This window comes from Sphingomonas sandaracina (genome assembly GCF_036663695.1).
GTDB lineage: Bacteria > Pseudomonadota > Alphaproteobacteria > Sphingomonadales > Sphingomonadaceae > Sphingomonas.
The window spans coordinates 187,886-203,969 of record NZ_JAXOJK010000003.1; the positions used below are offsets into that span (position 1 = coordinate 187,886).

The 16,084-nt window shown below is 64.0% G+C and carries 23 protein-coding genes and 1 tRNA gene; 14 read left to right on the forward strand and 10 right to left on the reverse strand.

Annotation, left to right across the window (positions count from 1 at the left end; genetic code table 11):
• The first annotated feature begins 267 nt into the window (after nucleotides 1-267).
• Nucleotides 268-486: a hypothetical protein gene (locus U1707_RS10265; protein ID WP_332799987.1), complete on the forward strand. Its 219-nt coding sequence runs from the start codon at nucleotides 268-270 to the stop codon at nucleotides 484-486.
• A 3-nt stretch (nucleotides 487-489) separates the two neighbouring features.
• Here U1707_RS10265 and U1707_RS10270 read toward each other — a convergent pair whose 3' ends face one another.
• The 3 genes from U1707_RS10270 to U1707_RS10280 all read right to left on the reverse strand — a co-directional run bounded on the left by U1707_RS10270 (nucleotide 490) and on the right by U1707_RS10280 (nucleotide 1,683).
• Nucleotides 490-819 (reverse strand): hypothetical protein, encoded by a 330-nt coding sequence (locus tag U1707_RS10270; RefSeq protein WP_332799988.1) that lies wholly within the window; start codon nucleotides 817-819, stop codon nucleotides 490-492.
• A 66-nt stretch (nucleotides 820-885) separates the two neighbouring features.
• Entirely contained in the window at nucleotides 886-1,476 is a 591-nt protein-coding gene (locus U1707_RS10275; protein ID WP_332799989.1) for a BRO-N domain-containing protein, read from the reverse strand.
• Nucleotides 1,477-1,500: 24 nt separating this feature from the next.
• Entirely contained in the window at nucleotides 1,501-1,683 is a 183-nt protein-coding gene (locus tag U1707_RS10280) for an Arc family DNA-binding protein (RefSeq protein ID WP_332799990.1), read from the reverse strand.
• Between the two features lie 127 nt (nucleotides 1,684-1,810).
• Here U1707_RS10280 and U1707_RS10285 point away from each other — a divergent pair, with 127 nt between their 5' ends.
• The 6 genes from U1707_RS10285 to U1707_RS10310 all read left to right on the forward strand — a co-directional run bounded on the left by U1707_RS10285 (nucleotide 1,811) and on the right by U1707_RS10310 (nucleotide 5,168).
• Nucleotides 1,811-2,236, forward strand: a complete 426-nt coding sequence (locus U1707_RS10285; protein ID WP_332799991.1) for an Arc family DNA-binding protein — start codon at nucleotides 1,811-1,813, stop codon at nucleotides 2,234-2,236.
• A gap of 176 nt (nucleotides 2,237-2,412) precedes the next feature.
• Nucleotides 2,413-3,834 carry a hypothetical protein gene (locus U1707_RS10290; protein ID WP_332799992.1) on the forward strand — a complete coding sequence of 474 codons (1,422 nt, stop codon included), beginning with the start codon at nucleotides 2,413-2,415 and terminating at the stop codon, nucleotides 3,832-3,834.
• Complete coding sequence (locus U1707_RS10295; protein WP_332799993.1) at nucleotides 3,831-4,370, forward strand: hypothetical protein; 540 nt, start codon at nucleotides 3,831-3,833, stop codon at nucleotides 4,368-4,370. The genes U1707_RS10290 and U1707_RS10295 overlap by 4 nt, the downstream gene beginning before the upstream one ends.
• On the forward strand, nucleotides 4,367-4,615 hold the full coding sequence (locus U1707_RS10300) for a hypothetical protein (protein WP_332799994.1): 249 nt from the start codon (nucleotides 4,367-4,369) through the stop codon (nucleotides 4,613-4,615). The genes U1707_RS10295 and U1707_RS10300 overlap by 4 nt, the downstream gene beginning before the upstream one ends.
• A 170-nt stretch (nucleotides 4,616-4,785) precedes the next feature.
• Nucleotides 4,786-4,920, forward strand: coding sequence for a hypothetical protein (locus tag U1707_RS10305; protein WP_332799995.1), 135 nt, complete (start codon nucleotides 4,786-4,788; stop codon nucleotides 4,918-4,920).
• Nucleotides 4,920-5,168, forward strand: coding sequence for a hypothetical protein (locus U1707_RS10310; protein ID WP_332799996.1), 249 nt, complete (start codon nucleotides 4,920-4,922; stop codon nucleotides 5,166-5,168). Before U1707_RS10305 ends, U1707_RS10310 begins: the two co-directional genes overlap by 1 nt.
• Before the next feature lie 844 nt (nucleotides 5,169-6,012).
• Here U1707_RS10310 and U1707_RS10315 read toward each other — a convergent pair.
• Nucleotides 6,013-6,246, reverse strand: a complete 234-nt coding sequence (locus tag U1707_RS10315; RefSeq protein WP_332799997.1) for a hypothetical protein — start codon at nucleotides 6,244-6,246, stop codon at nucleotides 6,013-6,015.
• Between the two features lie 107 nt (nucleotides 6,247-6,353).
• Between U1707_RS10315 and U1707_RS10320 the strand changes: the two genes are divergently transcribed.
• Both U1707_RS10320 and U1707_RS10325 read left to right on the forward strand, forming a co-directional pair.
• Complete coding sequence (locus U1707_RS10320; RefSeq protein ID WP_332799998.1) at nucleotides 6,354-6,566, forward strand: helix-turn-helix transcriptional regulator; 213 nt, start codon at nucleotides 6,354-6,356, stop codon at nucleotides 6,564-6,566.
• Complete coding sequence (locus U1707_RS10325; protein WP_332799999.1) at nucleotides 6,563-6,775, forward strand: helix-turn-helix transcriptional regulator; 213 nt, start codon at nucleotides 6,563-6,565, stop codon at nucleotides 6,773-6,775. Before U1707_RS10320 ends, U1707_RS10325 begins: the two co-directional genes overlap by 4 nt.
• A 235-nt stretch (nucleotides 6,776-7,010) precedes the next feature.
• On the opposite strand, the gene U1707_RS10330 is transcribed toward U1707_RS10325, so the two are convergent.
• The 3 genes from U1707_RS10330 to folK form a co-directional block, all read right to left on the reverse strand.
• Nucleotides 7,011-8,315, reverse strand: coding sequence for a tyrosine-type recombinase/integrase (locus tag U1707_RS10330; protein ID WP_332800000.1), 1,305 nt, complete (start codon nucleotides 8,313-8,315; stop codon nucleotides 7,011-7,013).
• A gap of 157 nt (nucleotides 8,316-8,472) precedes the next feature.
• Nucleotides 8,473-8,548: transfer RNA gene (locus tag U1707_RS10335), tRNA-Lys, on the reverse strand.
• A gap of 21 nt (nucleotides 8,549-8,569) precedes the next feature.
• Nucleotides 8,570-9,079: a 2-amino-4-hydroxy-6-hydroxymethyldihydropteridine diphosphokinase gene (gene folK / locus U1707_RS10340; RefSeq protein WP_332800001.1), complete on the reverse strand. Its 510-nt coding sequence runs from the start codon at nucleotides 9,077-9,079 to the stop codon at nucleotides 8,570-8,572.
• Nucleotides 9,080-9,101: 22 nt separating this feature from the next.
• On the opposite strand from folK, the gene U1707_RS10345 reads away from it, so the two are divergent.
• Nucleotides 9,102-9,836 (forward strand): uracil-DNA glycosylase, encoded by a 735-nt coding sequence (locus U1707_RS10345; protein WP_332800002.1) that lies wholly within the window; start codon nucleotides 9,102-9,104, stop codon nucleotides 9,834-9,836.
• A gap of 110 nt (nucleotides 9,837-9,946) precedes the next feature.
• On the opposite strand, the gene U1707_RS10350 is transcribed toward U1707_RS10345, so the two are convergent.
• Nucleotides 9,947-10,993: an MBL fold metallo-hydrolase gene (locus U1707_RS10350; RefSeq protein WP_332800003.1), complete on the reverse strand. Its 1,047-nt coding sequence runs from the start codon at nucleotides 10,991-10,993 to the stop codon at nucleotides 9,947-9,949.
• A gap of 68 nt (nucleotides 10,994-11,061) precedes the next feature.
• Between U1707_RS10350 and U1707_RS10355 the strand changes: the two genes are divergently transcribed.
• Nucleotides 11,062-11,637: a DUF4337 domain-containing protein gene (locus U1707_RS10355; protein WP_332800004.1), complete on the forward strand. Its 576-nt coding sequence runs from the start codon at nucleotides 11,062-11,064 to the stop codon at nucleotides 11,635-11,637.
• Nucleotides 11,638-11,744: 107 nt separating this feature from the next.
• On the opposite strand, the gene aguB is transcribed toward U1707_RS10355, so the two are convergent.
• Nucleotides 11,745-12,605, reverse strand: coding sequence for an N-carbamoylputrescine amidase (aguB, locus tag U1707_RS10360; RefSeq protein WP_332800005.1), 861 nt, complete (start codon nucleotides 12,603-12,605; stop codon nucleotides 11,745-11,747).
• A gap of 198 nt (nucleotides 12,606-12,803) precedes the next feature.
• Here aguB and ung point away from each other — a divergent pair, with 198 nt between their 5' ends.
• A complete protein-coding gene (gene ung / locus U1707_RS10365; protein ID WP_332800006.1) occupies nucleotides 12,804-13,502 on the forward strand; it encodes a uracil-DNA glycosylase in 699 nt (232 codons plus the stop codon).
• Nucleotides 13,499-13,798 carry an alkylphosphonate utilization protein gene (locus tag U1707_RS10370; protein WP_332800007.1) on the forward strand — a complete coding sequence of 100 codons (300 nt, stop codon included), beginning with the start codon at nucleotides 13,499-13,501 and terminating at the stop codon, nucleotides 13,796-13,798. Before ung ends, U1707_RS10370 begins: the two co-directional genes overlap by 4 nt.
• 36 nt (nucleotides 13,799-13,834) lie before the next feature.
• On the opposite strand, the gene U1707_RS10375 is transcribed toward U1707_RS10370, so the two are convergent.
• Nucleotides 13,835-14,704, reverse strand: a complete 870-nt coding sequence (locus U1707_RS10375; protein WP_332800008.1) for a hypothetical protein — start codon at nucleotides 14,702-14,704, stop codon at nucleotides 13,835-13,837.
• A gap of 203 nt (nucleotides 14,705-14,907) precedes the next feature.
• On the opposite strand from U1707_RS10375, the gene U1707_RS10380 reads away from it, so the two are divergent.
• Nucleotides 14,908-16,059 (forward strand): Fic family protein, encoded by a 1,152-nt coding sequence (locus tag U1707_RS10380; protein ID WP_332800009.1) that lies wholly within the window; start codon nucleotides 14,908-14,910, stop codon nucleotides 16,057-16,059.
• Nucleotides 16,060-16,084: the final 25 nt, after the last annotated feature.

The following is a 16,084-nucleotide window of genomic DNA, read 5'->3' on the forward strand; positions in this document are numbered from 1 at the left end:
CTGACCCTATGGAAACGAGGGTCACACGTCTTGAGCTTCAGATGGAGAACGTCGATCGCGCGTTGACGTCGATAGGCGGTAAGCTTGACAAGGTTAACGACCGGCTGATGCTCCTTCCAACGAAGACCGAAATGGGCGCGTGGAAGGTCCAATGGACAGCCCTCGCCTTAGCTGTTGTTGCTGTTGTCATAGGAGGCATAATTGGCGGGTTGGCTTGGATACAGCCCGCAGCTACGCCGCCAGCGCCGACTATAATACAGATGCCGAGTGCGCGCCCTTAGCCTCACCATCGTCGGCATCGACTACCCGAACAAGCGCGGCCCCGGTCGGCGTTTCGAGCTTGAGATATGCCAGCCCGGTGAGCCCATCGAATTGCGCCCCGAGCCCAACAACCAATTCGACGAACACGCCATCGCTGTTTTCTCCTGCCGGGGCATCCAGCTCGACTATCTGGCGGCTAGCAGCGCGGTCTCCCAAGCGCCCTAGTCGTCACGCCGCAATTCTCATGTCCTGCGAGTGATCATAGGCGACCTGCTCGCACTGATCGATGTGCGCCATCGCCCTCCCCCGTTCCTCCGACGCGATCCAAAGGAGCTTCTCGATACGATCGAGCAGATTCTCCGCCCATACACTGTTCAGCAGGAACTGCGGATTGTTCACCCGGTCCTTCGCTTGCGCCACCATGTCTTCCACGGTGCTGAGCAGCACGGTCATATTTAGTACGCAGCCGCGGACATCCTCGATCGGCGAGCTGATCTCCACCAGGGGAAACGGGGTGATGCACATTACGGTTTTGGTGGTAGAGTAGGTCGAAGCCATGACGGGGTCCTTTCCCGTTGGAGGTTAGGAACGGCGCCGGTCTTCACCCCCGGCGCCGTTCTGCGCTTAGGCGGCTTTCCGCATCTCCGGTGCGCCGACCGTGATCGTCACGCTACCTGGCGGGTTGTCACGATCGAACATGTCACCCTGAGAAAACACGGATGCCATCGCAGGCACCCATTCCAGATCGACCTTGCGCCACATCTGCTGCCCCGCGCGCTCGCCGAACAGGCGATGGCACATGTTCACTTTGCGAAGCTTGAGCGAGTCCATCATCTGGAGGTCGTCGGTCATGCCGGGAACCGTGTCGGGAACCTCGAACTTTCCGGCCTGCCGCAGCGAAGGCAACACCTCTTCCATCAGCCATGCTTCGAACCGCTCAGCTGCGGGGAGCTTGGACCGGAGGATGAGACGATAAACGTCACTCTCGGGAATGATGATGGTTTGAGGGTCAATGTTGGGAAGGGAGGCGTGAAACGCGCCCCCTCCGATGGCGGCACCGTGCTTGCAGTGGGTCTGCACCGCGAACTTGGTGTTCTTGTATCCGAGCGCCGACGCGACGTCCTTCGCGACGAACCTTGGTGTGCCGTCAATTTCGATTTGTCGAACCGTATGCTCGCCTTCGAACAGGAACGGCGTTATGCGTGCTGTGGTCATCGGTCGTTTCCTTTGATGAGGCGTTCAGGGTTGGGTTTGGCGATTTGGCCCTGACGCCGTTTCCGCAGCGATGCCGCGTTTAATGAGGAACAGAAGTTCCCCGTTCAGTGGCCGGCAGTTTTCTGCCGCCCGGTCTTCAAGCTCATGCTTCATACCGTCCGGCATCCGCACCAGCACGCGATCCCACTCGCGGATCGGCTTGCTCACTGTCACAATCCCCTATATTGCGCCGCTAGGTGCCACGACTTAGCCTTGTTGCCACGTAGCGTGGCAACGGTCAATGCACGTGTTGCCACGCGGCCTTTTTTATCGAACAATCTGCTAGGCGACTGCGATGACCGACCCAATCAGAGTCCGCGATATGGAGCGGCTGGTACTCCGCATATCCCCTAATTTGCGGGAACTGTTGGAGACTCGTGCCAAGATCAATGATCGGTCAATGAATGCCGAGGCCGCCGCCATATTGGAACAGGCGCTTGATGCAGGTCCAGCCGCGTTGATCAGCAGGGCGCTTACCCAGTACCATCTCCTCAGTCGGAAAATAAGCAACACTGAAGAGCGGCGTCAGCATCTTGCCGCCCAGCGCGACGAATTACGTTCTGCTATTGTCGAATTGATGCCCGACGAACGAGCGGCCGATGCCTTGATCCGGGGATATGAAGCCGAACGGGCCAAGGAGGACGCTGAACAGAATGCGCGTATAGAGCAGGCGAAAAACTACACCTCCGACATCCCCGACAATCTCAAGCCGAGGCGCTAAGCTAAACCACTGCCTCTTGGAGGATGATGTTCCCTGGCCCCGTGGCGGCGAGCTGGACTCAGCCCGGGGACGACTGAAAAGCTCTCTACAAAAGTCTTGTTGACTTACCCTACAGATGTTTTGTAGAAGACTCACGCAGACGGCGACGCTCGGGTCGCACTGCGGGAGAAGCCAAGATGGCAACGCAGCTCAAACACACCGATTTCGCATACACTCCGGCCGTGACCCCGCGCCCGAACATCCGGGTCGCCTTCATCGCAGGCGAGGCGACCACTGCGGTCAACGACGCAATGGCAAAGCTGCCGGCGGACACCCGCGACGGCACGCTGGAGAATCTGGTTTGGGACCAGGGGGGCGCAGCCTCGGCGGACATCGCGCTGATCCAGAGCATGACCTGCTCGCTGATCGAGACGGCGCGCGATTTACTGTCGCCGGCCATGTACACGGCGTTCCTGCGCTGGGGTGAGACGGCGTCGCACGCCTGTTCATTCTACACGAGCGATGATGATGGTGATGCGCGCTGCGCTGCAACGGCGGGGGCACGGTCGCTCGTCAGCGGCGTTGACGCCGAGAACGTGCACGACCTGCTGTTCATGACGCTCCTCACCTGCATCGAAACCGCCGACGCACCCTCATTCGGACCGTTCGATCGCAAGTACGGCGATTTCGACGTTACCGGTGGCGAACTGCTGGGCGGGCTGAGCCGGGATCTACGCAAGTTCTCCCCAATCCCTGACCTCGTGAACGAACTGAGCGCTCGAGCTTGGGACGTATCCAAGTCCCGGCTAGCTATCTCCGCGGAGGTTGGCCGGGCGATCACCAGCGCCTTCAGCTTCGCCCGCGGCGAGGACTCCATGCAGGGCGATAGCCTTACGGCTGTTGCTGAAGTGGATCACCTCGTCACCGAATGGCAGCGTGCGTACGCGGTTTTCCGCGGGGCCGAAGACGCAATGAACGCGTACGACCGCGATCATATGACGCCGGTCATCGGCAATTACCCCGAGGGGATGCAGGAGCATTACGACGACTTGGTCGACGCGTGTTATCAGGCCCGCGTCACGCTCTACGGAACCTCGGCACCCACCGCCTCCGAGTTGGCGATGAAGCTCGACCTGTTCGCGCGGGACGATGACAAAGCGCTTGTCGTAGCGGACGAGATCATTCGCCATCTGGCGTCCGACGCAAAGCGGTTGGACACATCAGAGGCGGTGTCGTTCGCGGCTGAAGAGCGGACTGGGATAGAAACGGACGCCGCATTGCTCGCCGCCTTCGCTGCCAGGCGTCACGAATTTGAGACTGCGGACAAAGGCCCTTGGACGGCAGAGCAGGAGGACGCGTACTTCGCGCGCATCGATGCCGCCGAGATGGTCCTGCTCGATACGCGTGCCTCAACGACCGAAGGCGCGATCGCCAAGCTCCGCGTTGCGTTCCTCCATCAGGTCGGCACGGACTGGTCGGACCTCGCGACTTCGAACACTGCGGATCCCAAGTTCGTCGAGGGTCTGCGCATGTCTGGCATGTACGAGCGGATGGCGTGGGGTGCGATCGAGGACCTCGCCCGCATCGCAGGTGTCAGCTTGGCGGAGCAGGGAGCATGATCGGCCTCGTAGAGTCGTGCGGCGACATCTGCACGCTGTCGGACATCAAGGCTGTCCAGCATCACTACCAGACGCCCAGGCACGCCGAGCACTACCTCCTGCAGCTCCACTCCGGTGGAGAACCTTTGAAGCTGTTCGCGTTTGACTACGCTGCGCTGGAAGCGAGACCTGTCCAACTGATGCCGGTTGAACCTGGGACACGCCTTATCACGGTTTTCGGTGGGCTTTCCGAGGATGAGAAGCCGATCGTAGACAAGGCGCCGATCATCGCTTGGGCGCTGTGCGTCGACGGGCAGGTCCGGCCGGTCACGCCTGCGGGTGTTAGTCGCGGGTTCAATCCTGCCAGCTCGAGTAACTGGTATCCCGAATATCTCGAGATGCCGAACGGCGCGATCCACCAGTTTGGGTACGACGCTGAGCCAGAGGACTTCGTAAGCGTTGCCGTGGTCATCGAGCGCGAGACCCGGCGCCAGCGAAATTATGAAGCCGAGCGCAAAGCTCGTGCCGCCGCTCGCGCCGAGGAGCCGAACCAATGACCTGCGCGTCCTGCCGGTTCTGGGATCGCTACGCTGAGAGCGACATCTCGAAGAAGTTTGGAGACTGCCGGTACAACCCGCCGCGCATCAGCGAGACGCTGCTCGCGCGGATGCTCCCCGGCTTGAGCGTTCCGCTGCCCGAGTACGACGACATCGAGCGCGACATCTACGTCGCCAGCGCCTTCCCGGTCACGCACCAGGAAAGCGAGTGCGGCCGGTGGGACGGGAGGGTTCCGACATGCTGACGAACCGATCGAGCAATTCGTGCGCGACGTGCCGTCACTGGCGGCGCATGGGACCCCGGCTTGCGAACGCCCAGCGAGACCCTTCGTGCGCAGCTGACGAAGGCACATGCGAACGTCGGGCGCCCAGCGTCGTCCAGGGCAACTCCCCGTTCCCGGTCTCAATGTTCCCGGTGACCCACGAGAGCCGCGGTTGCGGCGAGTGGGTCGCGCGAGCTGGCGCGGGCGGCGGTCCCGATGATGGCGAGCGCGTCGTCTCGGGCGGCGAGATCGACAACACGGTCGTTCCCTTGCGGCGGGTTGCGTGATGGCGAGCAATGACTTTGCCGCGCGCGCCGCGCTGTACGTCGCCGATTGGGCAGCCGGTAAGGTCGCCGACGTGATCATCGACCGCACGACGAAGCGCGTCGTCCGGGCCGCCAAGGCACGCACGATTGACCACCTTCGTAGCCGAGCGACCTCATACGTGCGGCCCGCCGCAGGTGGCGCCCCCGATGGCGGCGAGCAGCTTGCAGAAACAGCTACTGTCACCCGATTTCGTAAGATCGCCGCGTGAACGGCTGCGGTCTTCAGCGAAACCCGACCGGCAATCGCTTGATCAACGCTTCGAGATCCGTATTTTTGAACGCGTACGGGCGGACGCGCCGATCGGGCAGTGAGATGCGCAGCCCCCTGCGCTCCAATGCTGTCATATCCCGCACCTTCGCTACCGCGTCCCGCAAAAGCCCTTCGAAAAGTACTGTCGAGGCTTGGTCGTCCCCGTTCACATTAATGGGCACTCGGACTAGAGTCGCTTGCTCTTTCCAGGGGATGTCTATCAAATCAGCCTTTCAACCGGTGGGTGCTTTTGCGAGGAAATCGCTCGTAGAAACTAAAAGAGGGCCGTCTTTCCGTCCCAGCCTCAATATCCGACACTTGACGGCTGCTCGAAGCTCGGAGTCTGCGCGCTTCGCGGACTGCTTACGCATGATCTCGCGGAAGTACTGGAACGCGGCTGGGGAGAGGCTGCCGCGAACGACAGCTACGCTCGGCACGAATACACCTGGTATGCCGTCTTGTTCGAACGCAAGTTCGAATACGCCTTCGTTGCTAATCATGGGAGTAGTGCCTCTCGATTATCGTTTTGGCACCCCGCGACTTAACGCGGTGCTTGACGATCTTAGCATACGTTCGAGCCATACGCATGCATCCTTCGCTTGCAGGCGGAAGAGCGCTGCATCGCGGCCGCTCCGGCGTACCACTCAAGAGGAAAGCATAATGCCTGACATCAACACCCCGAGGAGCCCCGCGCGGCCGCTGGCGGCGGCGGTGGATCGCGGGCTCGAGGCTTTGAAAAAGGGGTATCAGCGATGACCGGCGGGGCAATACGAAACGGTGACGCCTCCGCCGGCCGTCAAAACTCAGTCGGTTTCGCTCGTACCACTCCCGTCCGAGGTCGACTTCCACTTGCCCTCGGCAACCTGATCGTCGTCTGTTTCCATGTTGTCCCGGCCAGCTTTGGCAAGATCCTCGACCTTATGATCGCCACCGGTTTCGCCAGTCTGATCGCCGGTCGTTGTGCCGTTGGGGTTCTGCTTCTTGATATCCTCGGCTGGGCTCGCGCCTTCGTCCGAATTTGGTGCGTCGTCGCTCATGGTAACCTCCTGGACTGGAATAGGAACAACGCTCGGCGCAAAGGATCGGCGTCTGCATTTGCCCTGATCGAGCGCAACCTCGAAGATACCGAGGAAAGGCCTTTACGATGACGACGGACACGACAGATCGCCTCCTACGACTCCGAGATGTTATGGCCGTCGTCGGCTTCAGCCGGTCGAAAATCTACAAGATGATCCGCGCAGGCGAGTTCCCCGCCCCTTACAAGCCAGGGGGCGCATCGTCGCGGTGGAGCGAGGCGGAGATCGGCGAATGGGTTGATAGCGTGAAGGCCGCCGGGAATGAGGAAACAGGCGCATGACCGATCGTAGCCACGACAGCTTCGTTCGTCTGCCAGAGGTTCGCCGCCGCACCGGGCTGTCGACGGCGACTATTTATCGCAAGATGGAGCGCGGCGAGTTCCCGATGAAGCGGCAACTGAGCATCAACGCTGTCGCTTGGTATGAGAGCGATCTAAACCGATGGGTGGCAGATCCTATTGCGTGGGTACCGGAGGAAAAAGCGGCATGAAAGTTCAGTTCGTAACGATCGAAGGCGCTGAGTATTTTGACACCGTCAACGCATTCCGAGCGGCCGCGCCGCGGCTGTCGCTAACCTCCACGGGCATAACGCCAGTCAATCCTCGCAATCCGGCGCTGGGCGGCTTGCCAACGTTTGCGGAACTGGCTGGTCCGATGGGACCAACATCCGGCACTGTCAGGTACGAGACGTGGGCGGCGAACGAGGTATACTCGCGATAGAGGGCCTAAGCCGCCCGTCCGTACCCCTCGATGATTTCCGAAGGCGACATCAGTCCCTCCGTCGTCAGATCCGCCCATTCTCGCGCAACTTCCCAACGCCTCGGCATGTGCAGTGCCCGGTTATAAGCCATCTCGGAGCCCGAGAGCCCCTTCGGCTTATGGGACAGCATGGCGTCGATGATCGCGCGGTCGTCGGACCGCTTATGGATGATCGCCCGCTCGTTCATGATGGTAGAGAAGCTGGTGCGCCAGCCGTGCGGCACATGCAGGTCGCGGTAACCGTTGTTGTTGTACATGTACCCGATCGTGTTGACGCTCATCGGCTGATGCGTCGACCGGATGCTGTGGAACAGGTACGGGAACCGGCCTGAGAGCCGCCGCACGGCGCGAAGAACCTCGACCGCCTGCACGGGTAGCGGCGAGATGTGTTCGAAGGCGTCATCGGCCTTGTCGCCCAGCTCGAGCTTCATGCGATCGGCACTGACCCGCCAGATCGGCTCGGGGGCATCGTTGGCCCCGGTGGGGTCATCCCAATCGATGCCTTCGAACTCGACCCACCGCGCTGTCGGGATCAGCCCAGGCCGGACGAAGGTCAACCCGAGCAACCGCGACGCAAGCCGGCTCGATGGGTTCGACGAGCATTTGTCGATCGTTGCATGCAGGGCCCGTACCGCGGCTACCGTATTGACGCCTGGCTGACTGCCGCCGATCGGCGTCGGCAGCATAGCCTTCTTGATCCCGGCCGCCGGATCGACCGCACATAGCCCTTCGGCGATCCCGAAGCAGAACACGGCGGAGACGTGCTGCCGGATCCTCTTTGCCGTATCGATGGCCCCGCGCTTCTCGACCTTGCGAAGCATCGACAGGACCGTCGGGCCGTCGATGTCGATAAGCGACATGGATCCGATGACGGGATAGACGTCGCGCTCCAGCGCCTGCTCTACTTTCACGGCCTGTGTCGTCGACCAGCGCGGCTTCTGCGCCTCGTGCCAGCGTGTGCCGACGACGCGGAACGTCGCGCCGGCTGCAGCATGGGCCGCCATCTTTCGTTTGCGCGCTTCGGTTGCCGGGTCGCGATGCTCGCGCAGCAGCTGGCGGGCCCGGTCGCGTTCGGCACGAGCCTTCGCCAATCCAACCTCAGGGTAGAGACCGAACACCAGGCGCTTCTCTTTGCCGGCAAATCGGTACTTCATCCGCCAAGATTTCGAGCCCTTGGTGGTGACGTAGAGGTACAGGCCGGCCGAATCAGCCAGCTTGTAATCCTTCTCGCCTTTGAGGGCTTTTTTCACCTGCGTGTCGGTCAGCGCCATGATGCCCCCTATCAGCTAAACTGGTGCCCCCATCATGCCCCCACTTGGGTTGCGCTTTGGCGTAGATGGCTGATGGCTCGTGAGAAGCCGAATGTGGCTTAGGAGCTGGGTTCCTGCAACCCGCTGGGGGTCGCTGATAGTCGCTGAAAAGGCCCGATGGTGGGTCCGCCGGGGCTCGAACCCGGGACCTCTCGATTAAAAGTCGCTTGCTCTACCAACTGAGCTACGGACCCCCGCCATCGTGGACCGCGCACCTAATCGCGCGGGTGCCGTCGGTCAACCGATTGCGCCAACTGGCGTATCGTTCTGCCGGTCAGCGGATCGCGCCATTTCGGGACCAGCCGCGCGAGGGGCGCGAGCACGAAACTGCGCATCCGGAAGGCGGCGTGCGGCACGGTGAGTCCCGGCGAGGACCATGCGCCGCCCGACCACAGGACGATGTCGAGGTCGATGACGCGGCTGCCCCAGCGGCGGCCGGGGCGGCGGCCGAAGGTGCGCTCGATGTGTTTGAGGCGGACGAGCAGCGCGGCGGGGTTCTCGGGCGTCTCGATAAGCGCGACGGCGTTGGCGTAGCGGCGGTTCGAGGGGCCTAATGGTGCGCTGGCGACGGTCGGCGATCGTGCGCCGACATTGCCGAGCGCCTCCAGCGCGGCGGCGATCTCGCGCTCGGGGCGCCCGTGACGGCCGCATCGGTTGGAGCCGAGCGCGATCGCGTAGGTCGTCGCGGCCTGCGCGATCGTCGGGAGCGGGGTTGCAGGCGACATTTGGTCCGCCTAGCGCAATCCCATGGATTCCACACCTTACACCACCGAGCTTCCCGACACCGTCGACGAGGCCGGCGAAGTCGACGTCACGACGGTCTTTGCACCCGTCTCCGCGCTGCCCGAGACCGAGCCGCCACATGACTGTCCGCTCTGCCCTCGTCTCGTCGCAGTGCGTGAACAACTGCGAACCGAGTTCCCGACCTGGTGGAACGCGCCCGTCCCCGCGTTCGGCGATCCCGCGGCGTGGCTCGGCATTATCGGCCTCGCGCCGGGCAAGCACGGTGCGAACCGTACGGGCCGCGCGTTCACCGGCGATTATGCGGGGCAGTTCCTGTACGAGACGCTCGGGCGGTTCGGGCTTGCGACCGGGACTTATGGTGCGAAGGCCGAGGACGGGCTGGCGCTGGACGGCGCGATCATCCTCAATGCGGTGAAGTGCCTGCCGCCCGAGAACAAGCCGACGCCGGAGGAAATCCGGACCTGCCGGCCGTTCCTCGAGACGCAGGCGGATGCGGTGCCGACCGCGCGCGTGTTCGTGGCGCTCGGCCATATCGCGCACCAGTCGGCGGTGAAGATGCTGGGTGGGCGGTTGCCCAAGGCGCGCTTTGCACACGGCGCGGAGCATGTGATGCCTGACGGTCGCGTGCTGATCGATAGCTTCCATTGCTCGCGCTACAACGTGAATACGGGTGTGCTGACGGCGGAGATGTTCGACGCGGTGTTCGCGCGCGCGCTGGAGTTGCGCGAGGCGGTTTGAAGCCCTCTCCGTCATCCTGACGAAAGTCAGGATCCAGAGCCACGAGTGGCGGCGTCCGTGATCCTGGATCCTGACTTTCGTCAGGATGACGGGTGTTGGACTGGATGCAGTTACTCGATCACCCAGGGCTCACCGGCTTCCGGCGTCTGGAAGCGGTTCGCGGGAATATGTTCGCGGATCAGCGCCGCGCGGAGATGCTTCGGCGGTTCGTCGATCGTCTCCGACGTCAGTTCGAACGTGCCCCAGTGGACGCCGATCGCATAGGCTGCGCCAAGTTGTTCGAACGCGGTCACCGCCTGGTCCGGGCCGATATGGTTGTCGGTCTCGTGCCCTTCGAAATGATACGCGCCGATCGGGAGGATCGCGAGGCGGACCGGTCCTGCGCGGCGGGCCTCGATCGCCCAGCGCATGTCACCCGGCCCTGTGTCGCCGGCGAAATACAGGTTGCCGCCGGGCAACGTCACGGTGAAGCCTGCCCATAAGGTCCGGTCGCGATCGCCGGGATCGTATTCGCTCCAATGGTGCGCGCGGTCGACGATTACGTCGATGCCGGGACGTAGCGTCACCCGCCCGCCCCAATCGCGGGCGACCGCGCGAACGCCGCTGCGGGCGAGGATTTGGTCGTTGCCGAGGCCGGTGACGATCATCGGCTTGTCGCGGTGCCAGAGCCGGCGCATCGCGGTCATGTCGAGATGGTCGCGGTGATCGTGGCTGAGCAGGATCAGGTCGATCTTCGGCAGGTCCGCCAAGCCCACGCCGGGTTCGCGGACGCGCTTCACGCCGAGGAACTGGACCGGCGACGAACGCTGCTGCCACATCGGATCGGTGAGGATGTTGAGCCCCTGCGTCTGCACCAGCACGGTCGAATGGCCGATCCAGGTAACCCGCATCGCCTGCCCCTCGACCCGCGCTGGCGGACGCGACGGGGTGACCGGTACTTCCGGCCAGGTCCGGTAGGGCGGCTTAACGAGGTTGCGAAGCAGCGCGACCGGGCCCTGCTTCTGCTCGCCGGTGCTGCCCTGCACGCCGTCCGGGTTGAAGAAGCGCTGTCCGTTGAAATGGTCGCTCGACGGAATGCTCCTCATCGACGGCGTCGCGCAGGCCGACAGCAGCGCGAGCATCAGGAGCGAGAGGTAGCGATCGAGGGGTAAGGCCATGGCGCGCTTACGAATATGTCACCCGATCATCAGGGTCCAGTCACGCGCGGGGTGCCACAGCGACAGGCATGGACGATGATTTCGAAGTGCGCGGGTTGCATGAGCAGCTGTCGGAGGAACGCGCCGCCAAGGGAGAGGCGTTTGACCAGCGGATCGCGTTGTTCACAGCGATCCTGGCGACGCTGGCGGCGGTCACCAGCTTTCTCGGCGGGCATACGCAGAACGAGGCGCTGCTGCACAAGAACGAGGCGGTGCTGATCAAGGCGCAGGCGTCGGATGCATGGGGCTATTACCAGGCGGAGGATCTGAAGCGGCATATCGCGCAGATGGAGGTCGACCTCGCACCGCCCGGATCCGATGCGAGACAGATGGCGACGCACCGGGCCGATATCGCGCGGTACAAGGCGCGCGGGACGGCGTTGAAGCGGGAGGCGGAGACGCTCGATCGGCGCTCGGCGGCGGCGGATAGGGAATCGGACGAGGCGCTGCGGCCGCATACGAAGCTGGCGCTGGCAGTGACCGCGATCCAGGTGGCGATCGCGCTGGCCTCGATCACCGCGCTGACCGGGCGGCGGTGGTTGCTCTGGGTTGCGGGGGCGGCTGCGCTGGTGGGGGCGGTGTTGGCGGGGATGGCGTGGTTCTGACGGCCGCCCCCAATACCCCGTCATCTGGGCTCGACCCAGGGTCCAGAGCCACCTTCGCTGCGCGCTGTAACTCTGGATTCCAGCGTTCGCTGGAATGACGGAACGGGTCAGATGTCCTGGACCAGGCGGCCGTACAGGTCGGGGCGGCGGTCGCGGAAGAAGCCGAACGCGGCGCGGTGGCGCTTGACGATGTCGAGGTCGATCGTCGCGGTGATCACGCCCTCGTCGTCGCGGCCTAGCTCCGCCAGGATGTCGCCGCGCTCGTCGGCGATGAAGCTGGTGCCGTAGAAGGTCTGGCCGTGCTCGACGCCGACGCGGTTTGCCGCCACGATCGGGACTACGTTGCTGACGGCGTGGCCGACCATGGCGCGGCGCCAGAGCCGGGCGGTGTCGAGCGAGGTGTCGTGCGGCTCGCTGCCGATCGCGGTCGGGTAGAACAGGATTTCGGCACCCATCAGCATCATCGCGCGCGCGGTTTCCGGGTACCATTGGTCCCAGCAGACGCCGACGCCGAGCGTCGTCCGCCCGGCGTCCGACGCATGCGGCCAGACCTTGAAGCCGGTATTGCCGGGGCGGAAGTAGAACTTCTCCTCATAGCCGGGGCCGTCGGGGATGTGGCTCTTGCGGTAGACGCCCTGGATGTTGCCGTCGGGGCCGATCATGGCGAGGCTGTTGTAATGATGCGGGCCGTCCGCCTCGAAGAAGCTGGTCGGGATGGTGACCTTGAGCGCCTCAGCGAGCGCCTGCATCGCGAGCACCGCCTTGTGCTCGCCCACGGGTGCGGCGTTGGCGAAGAGCCCCTCGTCCTCGACGCGGCAGAAATACTCGCCCTCGAACAGCTCGGGCGGCAGGATCACCTGCGCGCCCTTCGCGGCGGCCTCGTGGACGAGGCGCGACACGTTGGCGATGTTGCGGTCGATGTTGGGCGTGAAGCCCAGCTGCAGCGCGGCGACGGTTATCTCGGTCATAGGCGGCGCATATAATGAGGGGGAACGCGATGTGCGAGCCTTTCGCTTCGCATCGAGACCCGGTCAGTCGCTGTTCCCCCGCGGGGGCGGGGGTCCAGGGTTACGGGCGTTGCCCTGCGAGATCCTGGGCCCCCGCTTCCGCGGGGGAACAAGAGGGGTGATTGACACCCGGCTTGCCGGTCCGACATGGCGCGCAGCATGACACCCCCTTCCCTCCCCCCAAGCTGGCAGTCGCTCGCTGCCGAGTTCGAGGCGCCGTACATGCGGGCGCTCGATGCGTTTCTGGAGGCCGAGCAAGCGAACGGCGCTCGGGTGTTTCCGGAGGAGGCGGATCGGTTTCGGGCGCTGGAGCTGACGCCGCTCGATCAGGTGCGGGTCGTGATCCTGGGGCAGGATCCGTATCACGGCGAGGGGCAGGCGCATGGGCTGAGCTTCTCGGTCCGCCAAGGCGTGCGGACACCGCCTAGCCTGGTGAATATCTACAAGGAGCTGGAGGCGGATCTCGGGATCCCGCGGGCATCTCATGGCATGCTCGATCATTGGGCGGCGCAAGGCGTGCTGTTGCTCAATGCAGTGCTGAGCGTGCGGATGGGGGAAGCTGCGTCGCACCAGAAGCGCGGGTGGGAGCGGTTTACCGATGCGGTGATCGCGGCGGTGAACGCGCAGGACAAACCGGTCGTGTTCCTGCTGTGGGGGGCGTATGCGCAGAGGAAGGCGGCGTTCGTCGACGATATCGCGAAGGGTGGGCGGCATCTGGTGATCCAGTCGGCGCACCCGTCGCCGTTGGCGGCGCGGACCGGGTTCTTCGGATCGCGGCCTTTCAGCCGGGCCAACGCCTTTCTCGAAACCCATGGGCGCGCGCCGATCGACTGGGCGCTGCCGGAGACTGACCGATGAGCGACGAATATGTGTACGACGAGGCGACCGGCGAGTGGGTCGCTGGCGGTGCGGCGACCTCGGTGGCGGCGGATGACGGCGCGGTCGTGGTGCGGGACTCGGTCGGCAACGTGCTCGCGGACGGCGACCAGGTGACGCTGATCAAGGACCTGACCGTCAAGGGTGCGGGGCAGACCTTGAAGCGCGGCACGCTGATCAAGTCGATCCGGCTGACCGGCGACGCGCAGGAGATCGACTGCCGGTACGAGGGGATCAAGGGGCTGGTGCTGCGCGCGGAGTTCGTGCGGAAGCGGTAGCTTGGGAGACGGCCGGCGCCAAAGGTCACGATAAAGTTACGCTCGGAAACGGCGCCGTCCGCGACCTTCATGGTCATCCTCACCTTCGTCTTCGGCGCGGACCCTTTCCGGATATTTCGGCGGGATCGTCGCCTTGGCCGCCGCAAGCTGTGCCTCGAACGTCGGGCCGAGCGGCGAGGGCTGGACCGGCGTGGGACGCCGCTTTGGTACGGGTTCGGCACGGATATCTGCGACTTCGAGCGCCATCGCCAGCGCCTCGGGGGCCATCAGGCGGTGCGGTTCGACGGCCATCGGCGGCGCGAGCGCGGCGAGCGTGGTCTCGACCGGCGGTACCGGGATGGACGCCGGCGCAGGCGACTGGCCGGGGGTGCGATAGCGATCCGGTTGGTGCGCGCGCAGGAGGAACATCAACAGGCGATCGTTGAAGCGGACGCGCTGGCCGACGCGGTTGCCTTCGCGGTCGAACACCGGCTCGGGCGATCCGTTGATCGCGCGGTCGAAGGCGAGATCGACCAGCCGCAGCGACGCGGTCTGCACCGCCGCATTCCATGCCGCCGCGAACGCCGCGCCATCGGCCGCGCGGCGCAGGCGATAACACGAGGTCGCCGACATGTTCACCTCGATCGCGGCCTGCGTGACCGAGCCGGTATCCGCCAGCACGCCGATGAACGCCTGCTGCGTCGCGACCGTCCAGCCATCGTGCCGCACCTTCCGGCGGACCGGCACCCAGTCGTAGTCGGCGAGATCGAAGTCCTCGACCACCGGCGCCTCCTGGACCTCGACCGCGGTTCCGGCCTGGGCCGCGATCACGGTCAGGGCGTTTGCCGAGTCGGGTGCGAGAACGGGCGCGATGTCAAGCATGACGTCGAGCGGCGGGTGCGCGGTGCGCGTGGGTTTGGTCTCCATCCGCGAAACCGATCAGGGCGCGGGCGTGTAGGACAGCGATATGGTGGCGTGTTGGACTTTTTGCCCTGCGGGTGTGCCGCTGGGGCATCCATCTTTGGAGGCATACTAAGACCACTTTGCACGGATGTATAAAGTGACGGCAGCACTTTTCACGAAACACGGTTTTCGTTGAAAGTGGCCGCTGCACTTTGTAGATCCGTTGCATGGACCGCAACGGCTTCAACGATCGCGCGACCGGACAGCTTGTGCCTACGGTCGGCGGTCGCAAGGCGTTCGTCGCCGCGCCGCTGCCGCCCACGATACTCGACATAGGTCGCTTCCTGCCTGAACTCACGCGGGCGACGCAAGCAGTGGGAGAACTCAAGGGGATCGGGCGATCGGTCGCCAATCCGCTGTTGCTGATCCGGCCGCTTCAACGGCGCGAGGCGGTGTCCTCGTCCAGCATGGAGGGGACCTATACAACGCTCACCGACCTGTTCCTGTTCGAGGCGGGCGCGGCAGAAGCGGCGACGCGCGGCGATAACCGCGAGGTACTCAACTATGTTCGCGCTCTGGAAGGCGCGATCGACGGACTCGCCACGCTGCCGATCTCGTCGCGATTGATTCGCGACGCGCACCGCACGCTGTTGACCGGCGTCGCACGCAATCGCGGGGCAACGGTCGAAGCCGGCGAGTTGAAGCGCGACCAGAACTGGATCGGCGGATCGGGCCGGATCGACACCGCACGGTTCATTCCCGCGCCTCCGACAGAAACGCCGCGCGTGCTCGATACCTTGATGACGTTCGTTAATCGTGAGGAACGTCCGTCGCCGTTGATCGATGCCGCGCTGGCGCATTACCAGTTCGAGGCGATCCACCCGTTTGCCGATGGCAACGGGCGGGTCGGCCGCATGCTAATTACGCTGATGCTGATCGACAACGGCACGTTGCCGCAGCCCCTGCTCTACATGAGCCCGTATCTGGAACGGCACAAGGATCGCTATATCGACCTGATGTACGCGGTGTCGCGCGACGGCGCGTGGGAAGACTGGATCGCGTTCTTTCTCGAAGCCGTCGCGGAATCGGCGGAAGAGACGATTGCGGTGGTCGAACGTTTGCAGGACTTGCAGCGCGAGTATCGCGAACGCTTTCAGACGGCACGGCGATCGGCGCTGATGTTGCGGATCATCGATCTGGCGTTCGAACGCCCCGTGCGGTCGATCTCTGATTTCGCGGAAGCGCTGGGAGTTACGTATGGAGGCGCGGCGAACAACCTGAACGAGTTGATCGCGCAGGGTGTCGCGGAGGAGGTGGAGGGGAGTTACCCGAAGCTTATTCGGTTTCCGGGTGTGTTGGCGGCGTTGCAGGTCGGGTAAGGCGAGGATCGTTTCACGCGTCACG

Excerpts from the sequence above, each read along its gene's own strand:
- U1707_RS10275 (WP_332799989.1), bottom strand. The coding sequence starts at position 1,476 with ATGACCACAGCACGCATAACGCCGTTCCTGTTCGAAGGCGAGCATACG.
- U1707_RS10285 (WP_332799991.1), top strand. The coding sequence starts at position 1,811 with ATGACCGACCCAATCAGAGTCCGCGATATGGAGCGGCTGGTACTCCGC.
- U1707_RS10315 (WP_332799997.1), bottom strand. The coding sequence starts at position 6,246 with ATGAGCGACGACGCACCAAATTCGGACGAAGGCGCGAGCCCAGCCGAG.
- ung (WP_332800006.1), top strand. The coding sequence starts at position 12,804 with ATGACACCCCCTTCCCTCCCCCCAAGCTGGCAGTCGCTCGCTGCCGAG.
- U1707_RS10290 (WP_332799992.1), top strand. The coding sequence starts at position 2,413 with ATGGCAACGCAGCTCAAACACACCGATTTCGCATACACTCCGGCCGTG.
- U1707_RS10270 (WP_332799988.1), bottom strand. The coding sequence starts at position 819 with ATGGCTTCGACCTACTCTACCACCAAAACCGTAATGTGCATCACCCCG.
- folK (WP_332800001.1), bottom strand. The coding sequence starts at position 9,079 with ATGTCGCCTGCAACCCCGCTCCCGACGATCGCGCAGGCCGCGACGACC.
- U1707_RS10380 (WP_332800009.1), top strand. The coding sequence starts at position 14,908 with ATGGACCGCAACGGCTTCAACGATCGCGCGACCGGACAGCTTGTGCCT.
- U1707_RS10300 (WP_332799994.1), top strand. The coding sequence starts at position 4,367 with ATGACCTGCGCGTCCTGCCGGTTCTGGGATCGCTACGCTGAGAGCGAC.
- U1707_RS10325 (WP_332799999.1), top strand. The coding sequence starts at position 6,563 with ATGACCGATCGTAGCCACGACAGCTTCGTTCGTCTGCCAGAGGTTCGC.
- U1707_RS10370 (WP_332800007.1), top strand. The coding sequence starts at position 13,499 with ATGAGCGACGAATATGTGTACGACGAGGCGACCGGCGAGTGGGTCGCT.
- U1707_RS10310 (WP_332799996.1), top strand. The coding sequence starts at position 4,920 with ATGGCGAGCAATGACTTTGCCGCGCGCGCCGCGCTGTACGTCGCCGAT.
- U1707_RS10375 (WP_332800008.1), bottom strand. The coding sequence starts at position 14,704 with ATGGAGACCAAACCCACGCGCACCGCGCACCCGCCGCTCGACGTCATG.
- U1707_RS10350 (WP_332800003.1), bottom strand. The coding sequence starts at position 10,993 with ATGGCCTTACCCCTCGATCGCTACCTCTCGCTCCTGATGCTCGCGCTG.
- U1707_RS10295 (WP_332799993.1), top strand. The coding sequence starts at position 3,831 with ATGATCGGCCTCGTAGAGTCGTGCGGCGACATCTGCACGCTGTCGGAC.
- U1707_RS10330 (WP_332800000.1), bottom strand. The coding sequence starts at position 8,315 with ATGGCGCTGACCGACACGCAGGTGAAAAAAGCCCTCAAAGGCGAGAAG.
- aguB (WP_332800005.1), bottom strand. The coding sequence starts at position 12,605 with ATGACCGAGATAACCGTCGCCGCGCTGCAGCTGGGCTTCACGCCCAAC.
- U1707_RS10355 (WP_332800004.1), top strand. The coding sequence starts at position 11,062 with ATGGACGATGATTTCGAAGTGCGCGGGTTGCATGAGCAGCTGTCGGAG.
- U1707_RS10345 (WP_332800002.1), top strand. The coding sequence starts at position 9,102 with ATGGATTCCACACCTTACACCACCGAGCTTCCCGACACCGTCGACGAG.
- U1707_RS10320 (WP_332799998.1), top strand. The coding sequence starts at position 6,354 with ATGACGACGGACACGACAGATCGCCTCCTACGACTCCGAGATGTTATG.